The organism is Mycobacteroides sp. CBMA 271 (genome assembly GCF_009729205.1).
GTDB lineage: Bacteria > Actinomycetota > Actinomycetes > Mycobacteriales > Mycobacteriaceae > Mycobacterium.
In genome coordinates this window covers 1-13,249 of the sequence record NZ_VTHB01000008.1, presented here as the reverse complement: position 1 = coordinate 13,249, position 13,249 = coordinate 1, and the positions used below count along the sequence as shown (strand labels likewise).

Below are 13,249 nucleotides of genomic sequence, written 5' to 3'. Positions count from 1 at the left end.
TTGGCACTCACGACCGGTGAGTGCTAGGCCGGTCCAGTGAGGACGCATCCCACACAGCTGCGTCCGTCCGTCGCGGGCACTGAGCCCGGCCAAGAACGTGCAACCCCCTATACGGAGGAATCACTTCGCAATGGCCAAGATAATTGCGTACGACGAAGAGGCTCGCCGCGGCCTTGAGCGGGGCCTGAACGCCCTCGCTGACGCGGTCAAGGTGACGCTGGGCCCCAAGGGTCGCAACGTCGTCTTGGAGAAGAAGTGGGGCGCCCCCACGATCACCAACGATGGTGTGTCCATCGCCAAGGAGATCGAGCTGGAGGACCCGTACGAGAAGATCGGCGCCGAGCTGGTCAAGGAAGTTGCCAAGAAGACTGACGATGTCGCGGGTGACGGCACTACTACCGCCACCGTGCTCGCTCAGGCGCTCGTGAAGGAAGGCCTGCGTAACGTTGCCGCCGGCGCCAACCCGCTCGGCCTGAAGCGCGGCATCGAGAAGGCAGTGGAGGCCGTTACTAGCGCCCTGCTGGCTTCGGCCAAAGAGGTCGAAACCAAGGAGCAGATCGCGGCCACGGCCGGTATCTCCGCGGGCGACCAGTCCATCGGCGATCTGATCGCCGAGGCAATGGACAAGGTTGGCAACGAGGGTGTCATCACCGTCGAGGAGTCCAACACCTTCGGCCTGCAGCTGGAGCTCACCGAAGGCATGCGCTTCGACAAGGGCTACATCTCGGGTTACTTCGTGACCGATGCTGAGCGTCAGGAAGCCGTCCTGGAGGATCCCTACATCCTGCTGGTCAGCTCCAAGGTGTCGACCGTCAAGGACCTGCTTCCTTTGCTGGAGAAGGTCATTCAGGCCGGCAAGCCGCTGCTCATCATCGCCGAGGACGTTGAGGGCGAGGCTCTCTCGACCCTGGTCGTCAACAAGATCCGCGGCACCTTCAAGTCCGTTGCCGTCAAGGCGCCGGGCTTCGGTGACCGTCGCAAGGCCATGCTGCAGGACATTGCGATCCTGACCGGTGGCCAGGTTGTCAGCGAAGAGGTCGGCCTCTCCTTGGAGACCGCCGACGTCACTCTGCTGGGTACCGCCCGCAAGGTTGTCGTCACCAAGGACGAGACCACCGTTATCGAGGGTGCCGGCGATGCCGACGCGATCCAGGGCCGGGTTGCCCAGATCCGCGCCGAGATCGAGAACAGCGACTCCGACTACGACCGCGAGAAGCTGCAGGAGCGCCTGGCCAAGCTGGCCGGCGGTGTTGCGGTGATCAAGGCCGGAGCTGCCACCGAGGTGGAGCTCAAGGAGCGCAAGCACCGCATCGAGGACGCCGTTCGCAACGCGAAGGCCGCCGTCGAAGAGGGCATCGTCGCCGGTGGTGGCGTCGCCCTGCTGCAGGCCGCCCCCGCGCTGGATGCACTCCAGCTTGAGGGTGACGAGGCCACCGGCGCGAACATCGTGCGGGTGGCGCTGTCGGCTCCGCTGAAGCAGATCGCCTTCAATGGTGGCCTGGAGCCGGGTGTTGTCGCGGAAAAGGTCTCGAACCTTCCTTCGGGCCACGGCCTGAACGCGGCAACCAACGTGTACGAGGACCTGCTCGCGGCCGGCGTTGCCGACCCCGTGAAGGTGACCCGTTCGGCGCTGCAGAATGCATCGTCGATCGCGGCGCTGTTCCTCACCACCGAGGCCGTCGTTGCCGACAAGCCGGAGAAGGCCGCCGCACCTGCGGGCGACCCGACCGGTGGCATGGGCGGTATGGACTTCTAAGTCCTGAGCTGAAAACGGCCCGGCCTGCCTGGAGAAATCCAGTGCAGGCCGGGCCTTTTTCGTTCTGCGCTCAGCTGTCTAGGTCAAGGTGTTCAAAATAGATACCGCCGTAGGATGCGACTTTGTGGAATCGACTTATCGCCGGCTTGTCTCCTCCGATAATGAATTGAAGCTCGGAAGGTTCTCTCTTCGCAAATGCTCTAATCGCCGATGCGCATGAATCGCCTTGATCTCCATCAATACGCGGGAGCCGTCGGGCCATTTCGACGTCACCGGAAGCAGTTAAATGCGGGATCGCGGCCGGCAGATCTGGCATGTCTGATGTATCAACATAGATCCCGTTGATGTCGTCGACGAACAGAGTTTCGCCGCTGGATGCCTCGACGGCCCGCCTTACTGCGACAACAGTGTGGTTGGCGTATGGGCTGATTAGCTCAGTCCCGGCAACCTTATTGATCCAGGGGTTGTTGATCCGTTCCAGCCCAAAGAGTAGGTTGACGATTGCCTGAGCGGCGCGTTCTCTTAGTTCAGCATTCTTGGAGACCAGCAGAATGCGGATGGGGGTTCGGTCGTTGCTGGAATGTCCCCGCCGGCTCCATTCTTGGTCAAATTTGAATGATGCAGTCTCCGATTCCGAGAACTCGGTTAGCGCAGGAATATTCATCGCAGTCATGGTCGCCAGCGCAGTCGACAGTGCGTGCTCTCGGTCGCCGATGATGTCTCTTACGCTCTGTTGTCTTGTGCGTCCGTGTAGCACTGCGAGAGTCGGGGCAGCAAGGAGTTCATCAAAGGGCATCGCGATCACGTTGGTCTCCAGTGCGAAGCGCCTGCTCCCTGGGTATATCACCCAGAGTGCGTCGAGGCGAAGATCTTTCAGTGCCGAGCGCATGGATGAGGTGAGCCGCGGTGCGTCCGTACGTTTCACCTCCACCCCGATTCTGAGCCGGCCGTCGGTGAGGAATAGGTCCAGCTCTGCACCATTGCTAGTCCGCCAGTGGTAAGGCCGGAATTCCGGTGCGCGACGCAGACATTCGTCGATAACGAATGACTCCCAGCTTGCTCCATGTATAGAACTACGCATTAGGGCCGAGGTATCGCCGATTCCCAGTATCTCGTGAACGATGCCGGTGTCGCGGAAGTAAACCTTTGGACTGCGGGTGATCCGCTTTCCGATGTTTTCATGCCAGGGCTGCAATATTCGGACGATCAAGGCATCATCCAAAATATCGAGATAACGTCGCGAAGTTGACTCGGAAATGCCCAAGGACCGGGCGACCGCTGCGGCGTTCCACAGGTTCCCGTGGACATGCGCCACATGTTGCAGGTATCTCTCGATGGTTGCTGCAGGCAATCCCGTGCCAAAACCGGGGAGATCTCGCGTGGTCAAATTTCTGATGTATTGGCGGCGCCACTGCATCGAATCCTCCGCGCTCTCTGCCAGTAAAGAGCGCGGGAAGCCTCCGCGTAACCACACGAGATCGGGCTGAATATCGGGGTCGCTGCCTCCGAATCCTCCAAGCGTGACCTCCTCGATTCTGCCGGTCAGCGACTCTGACGCTTGCCGAAGCGCCTCCGGCGCTGCGCTACCCAGAATGAGAAAGGTTGCGGGCCTGTTGGGTCGATCGGCGAGTACCCGCAAGACAGGGAACAGCTCGGGGCGGTGTTGAACCTCATCGATGACAACGACCCCACGGAGTCCGTCAAGGGCAGTCATGGGCGAGTCGAGGCGGGAAAGGTCGTCGGGGCGCTCGAGATCGAAGTAGTTCAGGCTCCTCGGCTCGACGATCGAGCGCGCAAGCGTCGTTTTGCCTACCTGGCGAGCCCCAATGAGGAGTACGACGGGGGCGCGACGAAGTGCGGTGTGAACACGCGCCTCGTCGCGGGGTCGCGGCAACATGCCCTGAGGTTACCATGTAAATCCTCCTTGGCCTGGGGGATTTACATGGCAATCGGCTGGAAGGCCTTTCGTTGTGCCGAGTGGGAACCTCGCGAGGAATTCTGGCTCGATTCCCTCGTGAGGTTCCCACTCGGTTTGGGGTGCAGCGATTTACACCGGTGAGGGTGCGATCACGCCGCCGGTGAGACGTCGGTAGGTGTAGACGTGGATCAGAGCGCATGTCGCCATACCCATCGGCATGAAGATGATCGTGCCCAAGAAGCAGGTAATCGCGCTGGCGATCACAGCCACGATGATTACCGCGATTGCGATGAGATCGACGAGGATCACCGAACCGAGGTTGTTCTTGGCCAAGTCGATGCTTGCTTTGACGGCGGCCATGCCAGAGAGTCCCCGCTCCATCGCGAAGTAACCGGTGAACTGCAGAAACACGACTACGGCGAGCGTAACCAGGAACGACGCCAGACTCAGCAAGAGAATCAGACTGATACTCCCGGCAAGCGCGGCGCCGAACGAGAGCAGCTGGATCACAATTCCTGGCACCGCGGTCAATAGCACGGCACCTGCATATTGGCCGAAGTTGCGGGGCTGGAAGAAGCTACCGAAACTGACGGGTTTGCCATCTGCCACATCGAGATTCGCGCCGACGAGGCAGTTTGATGCGACTATCGCAAGGGCAAGTGTCACGAGGGAGCCGAGCAATGTGACGACGGGGGATGTCGCGGTGTAAGCGGCGGTAAACGCGTCCCCCATATTGCGCGTGGCGACTCGACTGGTCGCGGTTAGTGAGATCACTACCTGCGGGATTAGGGAGATCACGAACCAGACAATGTATGGGGGCACGATCGTGCCGAAGCGCTTGGTGACATGGGCCCACGCCCAGCTCCACGACTCACCCACCGAGAACGGGCCTTGCGGTGGCCACGACGGGGCCGGCGGATAGCCGTACCCGGCCGGCGGATATCCCGCGGGAGGCGGTGGGGGGAACTGACCGCCGGGGTAGGGCGGCGGGTACTGCGGAGCTCCCGGGGGAGGGCCCGGCTGATATCCGGGCGGGGGACCTTGCGGGTATCCCGGTGGCGGCTGATTCGGGTTGTACGCGTTCGGATCACCCGGTGCGGGCGGCTCCTGTGGTGGGTAAGTCACCCGTCAAGGCTAGCAACGGAGCTGTTTGCTAGGCGCGATATCCACAGAATGGTCGACGGTGTGTTCTTGCGTGCGATCGCTGCGTGAGCGAGCCCGCTAGGTGATGCAGCCGACTCCTTCCGCTGCCCGTGACGCCGCCCACTAATTCGATTGTTTTCCAACGTCTTTCCCGACATGAGCTTGGTGCGTGCCGACCGGTTGCCTACCCACTCAAACGACATTTGAAGTCTGCGGGAACTTTTCGCGTCCACGGCTCGACTTATCTTCTAGTCCATCCGCTGCACGCTCAGCGGTTGACGTCATGGGTTGGGTCCGATCAGCAAGCAGAGTAGGGAGTCGATGACGCTGAACGTGAAGGGCGAGGGTCTGGGGGCGCAGGTCACGGGGATAGACCCGGGGAACTTGGAGGGCATCGAGACACGGGAGATTCGTGAACTCGTCTATGAGAACAAACTCGTCGTCCTTAAGGATGTTCATCCGACACCCGAGCAATTCATCCGCCTTGGGCGGCTGATCGGAGAGATCGTGCCCTACTACGAGCCCGTCTATCACCACAAGGACCACCCCGAGATCTTCGTCTCGTCCACCGAACAGGGGCACGGCGTTCCGAAGACCGGCGCGTTCTGGCATGTCGACTACATGTTCATGCCGAAACCCTTTGCGTTCTCCATGGTGGTGCCGCTCGCGGTACCCGGGCGCGACAGAGGGACATACTTCATCGACCTCAACAAGGTATGGGAATCGTTGTCTGACAAGGTGAAAGGCTCGATACGGGGGACCTACAGCACCCATACTCCGCGCCGCTACATCAAGATCCGCCCGAGCGATGTCTACCGGCCCATCGGAGAAATCTTGGCCGAGATCGAGCGGGTCACCCCTCCGCAGAAATGGCCCACGGTGATCAAACACCCGAAGACCGAGGAAGAAATCCTCTACATCTGCGAGGCCGGCACCGAAACGATCGAGGACGGGCAAGGAAAGCTTCTGGATCCGGCGCTGCTTCGGCAGCTGCTGGAAGCGTCGGGACAGCTCGATTCCGATTATGCCTCGCCGTTCATCCACGCTCAGCATTACGAGGTGGGCGATATTGTCTTGTGGGACAACCGGGCTCTCGTCCACCGGGCCAAACATGGAACCGCCTCGGGAACCCTGACAACCCACCGCCTGACCATGTTGGATGGTCTCGAGACGCCTGGACTGGCGGCGTGAGCGGTGCCGCGGCAACCCTGTCGGTGCAGACCGGGTTGCCCTCGACGGGCATGGTTCCCATCGGGGAGGATGTGCTCAGCAGAGTGCTCGAGCCGTACTCGTACAAGGGATGTCGCTACCTGACCGATGCGGAATACGGAATCACCTCCGATGCGGTGCACGCACGAGGAAACTTCGGGATCAACGAATCCGCCTACATTCGCAGCACGGGCCACTTCAACGCCGTGGAACTGGTCCTGTGCTTCAACCAGCTCGCGTACAGTGCGTTCGCTCAAGGCGTTGTGAACGAGGATATTTGGGCATTCCGCGGCTGGTCGATCGAGGACTACTACCGGAATCAGCTCGCCGGCATGTTGATCAAGAGCACATCATCGCGGTTCCGGAGACTGGTCGATTCGCGGCACTTCTCCGCACGTCTGCAGGCCCGCGACTTCCACATCGTCGAACGGTCGTGGCGCTATTTGCAGTTCCACAGCACCATCGAATTCTGGGATGAGAGTGGAGGATCGGCGAGTGGGGAGTTCGAAATAGCCGTCCTCAACATCCCGTAGCACGCCGACAGGAAGCAGATTTCACCGTCATGTCACAGTCACCACCCACCGTGCTGCAACGGGTCATTGCGCGGGCCCGTATGCAGCCAGCGGCGGTTGCGTTGCGCCGCTGCGACGGTACGAGTCTGCTGCATTACGCGGAGCTCGTCGCGGCCATCGAAGGGCTGGCGGCAAGACTTCACGATGAATCGGTCTCCCGCGGATCCCGGGTAGTGGTTCTCTCGGACAACGGGCCCGAGACCTATCTCTCGGTGTTGGCCTGTGCGCGTCTCGGGGCCATCGCGGTCATGGTGGACAGCGCCCTGCCTGCGGCGACCATCGCTCGCTTCTGTGAGGTGACCGAACCTGATGCGATCCTGGTCGCGGCTCCCGATGTGTTGCTATCCGAAGACACTCAGTCGATTACGAGGATAGCGGTGCGTGCAGGCGCCGAGGAGGGTGGCAATGCTAACTTCGGTTGTCCGCCACTGGACGGGGGGCAAGGCGGTGCGGATAACCCACTCGCCATGATCTTCACCAGTGGCACGACCGGTGAGCCGAAGGCCGTGCTGCTGCCCAACCGCTCCTTCTTCGCCGTCCCGGATATCCTGCGGGACGAGGGGCTGAACTGGATAGATTGGGTCGCCGGGGAAACCACATACTCGCCGTTACCCGCGACGCACATCGGAGGACTCTGGTGGATCCTCAATGGTCTGACGCATGGTGCCTCGTGCCTCACCGGTGGTGAAGGTAGGTCCTCTGTGGCCGAGATACTCGCCGGGAATGGTGTCGCAACAACGTGTCTGGTTCCCACCCTCCTCACCCGACTGGTGTCCGAGATGAGGTCCACCGGCGCCTCAGTCGGTCAGTTGCGATTAATAGCCTACGGCGGTTCGCGGGCAATCCCCGGCGACGTGCAATTCATCGAAGCTGCCGGGGTGTGCACGGCTCAGGTCTATGGGTTGAGCGAAACAGGTTGTACTGCACTGTGTCTGCCGACGGACGCGGAATCGATTTCTAGGATCGAGGAGGGTGCCGTCGGACGTCCGTACCCGGGGGTGCAGACATACCTTTCGAGCAGTGAGGTCGGCGGGCCCGCTGATGCTATTGCCTCTGCGCCTTATGGCACGCTGTGGATTAAGTCGCCGGCAAACATGTTGGGGTACTGGAACAATCCCGATCGCACCCGGGAGGTCCTGGTCGACGGGTGGGTGAACACCGGAGACCTGGTAGAGCGCCGGGAAGATGGCTTCTTCTACATCAGGGGTCGATCGTCGGAGATGATTATTTCGGGCGGAGTCAACGTGGTGCCCGACGAAGTCGATCGGATCGCTGAAACAGTTCCGGGCGTCCGCGAGGCGGCGTGCTATGAGGTTCCCGATGAGGATTTCGGCGCCCTGGTTGGACTGGCGGTGGTCCCCTCTGGGCCGCTCGATACGCAGAAATCAGCCGATCTCAAGCAGCGGATCGCGGCTAGTTTTCGACGCGAATCGGAGTCGATGGCTAGGCCGTCCTTCATCGAGCTTGTCGAGGACATTCCACGAACCAAGTCTGGCAAGGTTATTCGCTCATCTTTGGCGGCGATGCTGAATGGAGCCTCGGCTCGTGTCTGATGTCACGCGTGAACGAGTTCTCGGAGCACTCTGCGAGGTGCTGTACATCTCCGAGTCGGAGCTTTTCGATGGTGACGCGACCGACCTCCGGGATTTGGGGCTGGACTCGGTCCGATTCATGCTTCTGATGAAGCAGCTCGGAGTGGGCCGTGGATCAGTAATGCAGAAAGATATGGCGGGCGATCTGTCCGTCGCGGGATGGGTCCGTGTGTTGGGGCAGGCTGGGTTGGACGGTGCCGCGTGACGGCAGTGGTGGAGCCCCGGGTGGATCGCGTCTCCTTGAGTAGGTCTCAGCAGAACATCTACAACGGCGCACAGCAGGCCGACGATCCAGGGTTGTACCTGATCGGCAAGAGTTACCGGTTTCATCCGCAGGACATGCGGGCGTTCCGCGCGGCGCTGGAATCGACGATCGCCGGGAATCCGGTGCAGCTCTGCGTCCTGGAGGCGTCGAAGGACGCAGCCGACTATCCAGATCTCGCGCGGCGGTTGGAGTTCAGCGACATCGTGCACGTCGCCAGCGATGACGAGAACCTGACGATCCGGTGCGGCGAGGAGCTCGTACGTACCTGGTTTCCGGATCTACACGGCAAGCCACTCGTGCGCTATACGGCGCGAATCCGCGAAGACGGTCTGGTAGTGGGCCTCGACATACAGGCGCACCACCTCCTGCTCGACGGGGGGGCGGTCGGGGTGGTAGAGGCCGACCTGGCGCGACATCTCGCGAGTGCACCCGCGGTCGATATTCCTTGCTTCAGTGAGGGTATGGCAAAACTTTCGGTGGCGCACAACCGGGAGAATGTCAAGGCAGACGAGTCCCTGCAACGCTTTGCGCGCACCGTTCGGGACGAGCTTGCCGATGCTGCCAGACATGCCGGGCAGGGCCGAATGGTGGAGCCCCCTCCCTCGTCCGCGGCCAAGGGTGTCCTACGCGAATCGATCACGCTCTCCGGCAAGGCGTTCGATGCGGTTGTCGCTCTGGCCGAGTCCAGGCAGGTCCCGTTGAACATCCTTGTTGCCGCAGCATCCGTGGCGGTGAACGCGAGCCTGCAGCAGAGCACCACGACCCTGCTGATCCATGCCGTCGACAATCGGTTCGCAGACCCCGACCTGGACGTGGCGACCTGCCTGGTCAACTCGATTGCGCACCCGGTTCGGTTCGCCGCGTTCGCATCTGTGCGTGATGTTGTCCGTGCGCTTGATCGTGACTACGTCAGGGCATCGCGGCGCCGTTGGCTCCGTGAAGAGCAGTACCGGCGGATGTACCTGGCGATCAACAGGACATCTCACGTCGAGGCGCTGACGTTCAACTTCATTCGCGAGACCTGTGCCCCGGCCCTGCGTCCGTTCCTGTCGGAGGCGCCGGTTCCCACCGACATCGGTCCCGTCGAAGGCATGACCGTGTCGTGCATCGTGAATGAGGACGATCGCGCCCTCACACTGTCCATCTGGCAGCGGGTGGATGCGGCCGAGGCACACGCGCATCCCTGGGTCGCCGAACGGATCGCCGCCGCGCTCGGATCGATGGATGGCCTGTGGGACAAGCCGATCGCGATGGCGGTGAACGAATGGTTCGCGATCGGACCGGACGGCGCTCTCCGCCGAGGTGACGAATCCATGCAGGCAAGGCGACAGCCCTCGTCCGCCTGGTTCACGGACACGTCAGGTGGAGTGGGCAAATTCCTCGTGGGGCGTCGATTCGTCGATCCGTGGATCGCGTGGCTGGAGCGCACTGGTATTGAGCCCGGCGACATTGTGGTGTGCCTCGACGACGACACCGACAAGACCATCGACTTGTTAGTCGCAAGCCATCTTGCCGGCTGCGGTTACAGCGTGTGCGATAGTGCCGAAGAGGTTCCGCTGCGCATGAATTCGATCGCGGAACACACCGCGGGTGTCGCCGTGTGGGAGGTCGACGTTGCCGCCGCTGTGCTCACGGCGGACCTGGACGAGTCGTTGCGCCGGCTTGTCGACCAACGCATCGATAGAGTGGCGCAGGACAGCGGGTTGGCCACCAGAACCGCCTACATCATGGCGACCTCGGGCTCGACCGGAGAACCCAAGCTCGTGCCGATATCTCACGGTGCGCTGGCGATGTTCAGCGATGCGGTGCGAGATGCCTATCACTGGGCAGCGTCCGACACCCTCCTGCAATGTGCCCCGTTGACATCGGATATCAGTGTTGAAGAGATCTTCGGCGCGGCGGTCTGCGGAGCCACCCTTGTCCGCTCCACCGCCGTCAAGACCGGTGACCTTGACGCGCTTCGACAAGATCTCGTCGACGGTCCGACACTGATCGATCTGCCGACCGCGGTATGGCACTTGCTGTGCGAGGATCCCGATGCCCTGAGTGTGATCGGCGGCTCCGGCATCCGTCAGGTAGTAGTCGGTGGTGAGGCGATCCGCCCGAGTGTTGTCGATAAGTGGGCTGATTCCGTTGTCTCCCAACATATCACGTTGATCTCTACCTACGGTCCGACCGAGACGACGGTTGTCGTCTCCCAGCTGCCCATCGTCTGCGACGGATCCGGCCATGCCAGCGCGGAACGCCTTAGGTTGGGCAGGCCGATTCTGCCGAACACCGTGTTCATCGCCTTCGGTGAAGTCGTCATCGCGGGAGACACCGTGTCGCCTGGATACCTCGGGATGGACAGCGCGAGTTTCGGAACGGTGAACACCACCGACGGTGCGATACGGCGAGCATTCGCCACGGCCGACCGTGTGGTTGTCGACGAAGACGGCTTTCCCCTCTTCGCCGGTCGCCGGGACGCGATCGTGAAGGTCTCCGGTAGACGGGTGGACACCGCTGCGATAGTCCGCTGCCTTTCTGAGGATGTCGCTGTTGCCGATGTCGGTGTCGGGGTCCACAACGGTGGGCTTGTGGTGTGGTTCCAAACCGGACGCACCCGTGAAGGCTTGGAAGACAACGAGGTTGCCGTCAGGATCAGGCGTGCCCTGGCGAGTTTCGGTGTCGCCTCATTCTTTGTCGTGGGTGTGCCTGCGATCCCGAGGAAGGCGAACGGAAAGGTCGACAACGACAGTCTGCAGACTATGCCGCAATTCGTGGACGCCGTGCCGAACGACGACGAGATTGGGGAGACTGCAGCGGGTCTCGCGCGGATCTGGAGTCGACACCTCGGGCGGCCGATCGGGGCGGATTCATCGCTTCTGAACGAGGGGATCGGATCGCTGGATCTCATCAAGATTCTCCCGGACACCCGCAAGTACCTCGGTAGGCAGCTGTCCATTCTGGATCTGATCAGTGCCGACAGTGCCGCCTACCTGGCTGCGGTGGGAGCAGCGGCGGAGGAGCTTGCATCGGTCGATGCCGCGGCCGAGATTGGTGCCGATCTCGAGCGGATGCTAACGACCCGTACCGCTACGACACTGAGTACCAGAGGATCCCAGGACCGGAGCAGTGGCGCACTAGTTGTGCTTGGCGCTTCCGGAATCGTCGGCACCGGATTTGCGCGGGCGGTGCTCGATCTGAAACGTGACGGCACATTGCGACCCGACGTGGTCTTTGCGACGAGGTCGGAGCTCGCCGAGGCTGGGCCCTGGCCGGCTCTCCGGGATGTCGCCGGCGTCCGGATCCTTCATATGGGAGCCGGGTTCGGTCCGAACAGTATCGACCAGTTGCTGCGTGACGCGGGCGCCCGAACTGTCGTCAATTGCATTGGGAATACCAATATGTTGGCGCCCTACCGGGATGTTCGCGACGCGAACGTGGAGCTGGTTTCGGCGGCCGTTGAGGCGTGTGTGGCCGGTGGTGTGCGGCTGGTCCACATGTCGACGTACGTTGTCAACGGGGACGCCGCAGTAGCGCGGGTCACCGATCCTCGCCAAGCCGTCTACCCGTACGCGGCCTCGAAGGCGTTAGCCGAACTTGTGGTGGCCGGCTCGCCTAGCGAGCTTGACTTCACCCTGGTACGGCTGCCCCGGGTGCTGGGCGAGGCCGACCAGCTACGTGCCTCCGCCGACGTGTTGGTGTCGATTGTCGATGCGTCCATTGCCGTGCGGGCCTGCCCTTCTGTGGTGCTGACCGAGGAGGTCACCACGGGACACGTCGTGGCCAAACAGATTCTGGGACTGCTGCAGGAGTCATCCACGCTGGGACGTGGGATCACCGTTGTGCGTGGTCTGGAGGTGCCCTACACGGAGTTCCTCGCTGGGTACGGGCTGGAGGAAGTCGATTTAGGTGAGTGGATGCGCCGGGTGGATCTCAGCGAGTGGGCCGCGTGCAACCCGCGGCGGTGGTCGGTGATCGACGCCTGGGCCGGCCTCGGGATGAGGCTCGGCTCACGAACGTATGCGGAGTTCCTGGCCGACTATCCGACCATCGCACTCGAATCCGGCCCCGGTGTCGAGCTCGTTGCGGCGCCGGAATCGCTTCGAGATCTGTTGGAACACGGATGTTCTCGATGATCGAAACACACACACGGAAGGGGTGCTCACGATGAGCCTCAACGTCGTTCCCGAAGGGCTGATGGCCGCCGGTGCCGCGGTGGAGGCCCTGACCGCACGTCTTGCCGCCGCTCATGCCGCCGCTGCTCCGGTGATCACTGTCGTGGTGCCACCGGCCGCTGATCCAGTATCGATCCAGAATGCGGCGGTGTTCAGTGCGCATGCCGTCGAGCGTGAGGGTGCGGCCACCGGTGCCGTGTCCGAGCTGGGGAGGGCGGGCATCGGAGTTTCCGAGGGAGCCGTCAGCTACACCGTCGGTGACATGCACGCTGCCGCAGCGTATATGCCGTGGCTTGCGGGATAACAGGAAATAGAAACTGAGAAGAAGGAGAGGATCATATGAGTCTGCTTGACGCACACATCCCCGCTCTGGTGGCCGCAGAGGGCACCTTCGGCGCGAAGACCGCGTTGATGCGCAGCACTATCTCGCAGGCCGAGCAGGCTGCGATGTCGGCGCAGGCCTTTCACGTCGGTGAGTCGTCGGTGGCCTTCCAGGCCGCGCACGCTCGGTTCGTCGAGGTGTCCGCGAAGGTCAACGCGCTGCTCGATATTGCGCAGCTGAACCTGGGCGATGCCGCCGCGACCTACGTCGCCGAGGATGCCGCCGCCGCCAGCCGTTACACCGGCGTCTAAG

At 62.1% G+C, this 13,249-nt stretch carries 10 protein-coding genes; 8 read left to right on the top strand and 2 right to left on the bottom strand.

From position 1 onward, the window contains the following. Positions 1-130: 130 nt before the first annotated feature. Positions 131-1,756, top strand: a complete 1,626-nt coding sequence (gene groL / locus FZI91_RS20030) for a chaperonin GroEL (RefSeq protein ID WP_155940893.1) — start codon at positions 131-133, stop codon at positions 1,754-1,756. A 70-nt stretch (positions 1,757-1,826) separates the two neighbouring features. On the opposite strand, the gene FZI91_RS20025 is transcribed toward groL, so the two are convergent. Then, a complete protein-coding gene (locus FZI91_RS20025; protein WP_155940892.1) occupies positions 1,827-3,653 on the bottom strand; it encodes an ATP-binding protein in 1,827 nt (608 codons plus the stop codon). A gap of 150 nt (positions 3,654-3,803) precedes the next feature. Next, complete coding sequence (locus tag FZI91_RS20020; RefSeq protein WP_162526758.1) at positions 3,804-4,799, bottom strand: hypothetical protein; 996 nt, start codon at positions 4,797-4,799, stop codon at positions 3,804-3,806. Positions 4,800-5,138: 339 nt separating this feature from the next. Between FZI91_RS20020 and FZI91_RS20015 the strand changes: the two genes are divergently transcribed. The 7 genes from FZI91_RS20015 to FZI91_RS19985 are packed head-to-tail and all read left to right on the top strand — an operon-like array spanning position 5,139 to position 13,248. After that, positions 5,139-6,008, top strand: a complete 870-nt coding sequence (locus tag FZI91_RS20015) for a TauD/TfdA family dioxygenase (protein WP_155940891.1) — start codon at positions 5,139-5,141, stop codon at positions 6,006-6,008. After that, complete coding sequence (locus FZI91_RS20010) at positions 6,005-6,559, top strand: FcoT family thioesterase (RefSeq protein ID WP_162526759.1); 555 nt, start codon at positions 6,005-6,007, stop codon at positions 6,557-6,559. The genes FZI91_RS20015 and FZI91_RS20010 overlap by 4 nt, the downstream gene beginning before the upstream one ends. Positions 6,560-6,609: 50 nt before the next feature. Next, on the top strand, positions 6,610-8,151 hold the full coding sequence (gene fadD10 / locus FZI91_RS20005; RefSeq protein WP_375234400.1) for a fatty acid--CoA ligase FadD10: 1,542 nt from the start codon (positions 6,610-6,612) through the stop codon (positions 8,149-8,151). Continuing rightward, positions 8,144-8,395, top strand: coding sequence for an acyl carrier protein (locus FZI91_RS20000; RefSeq protein WP_309224224.1), 252 nt, complete (start codon positions 8,144-8,146; stop codon positions 8,393-8,395). The genes fadD10 and FZI91_RS20000 overlap by 8 nt, the downstream gene beginning before the upstream one ends. Further along, positions 8,392-12,576, top strand: coding sequence for an AMP-binding protein (locus FZI91_RS19995; protein WP_309224225.1), 4,185 nt, complete (start codon positions 8,392-8,394; stop codon positions 12,574-12,576). Before FZI91_RS20000 ends, FZI91_RS19995 begins: the two co-directional genes overlap by 4 nt. A 31-nt stretch (positions 12,577-12,607) precedes the next feature. Next, on the top strand, positions 12,608-12,919 hold the full coding sequence (locus tag FZI91_RS19990; protein WP_155940887.1) for a PE family protein: 312 nt from the start codon (positions 12,608-12,610) through the stop codon (positions 12,917-12,919). 35 nt (positions 12,920-12,954) lie between these two features. Next, entirely contained in the window at positions 12,955-13,248 is a 294-nt protein-coding gene (locus tag FZI91_RS19985; protein ID WP_155940886.1) for a type VII secretion protein EsxS, read from the top strand. Position 13,249: the final 1 nt, after the last annotated feature.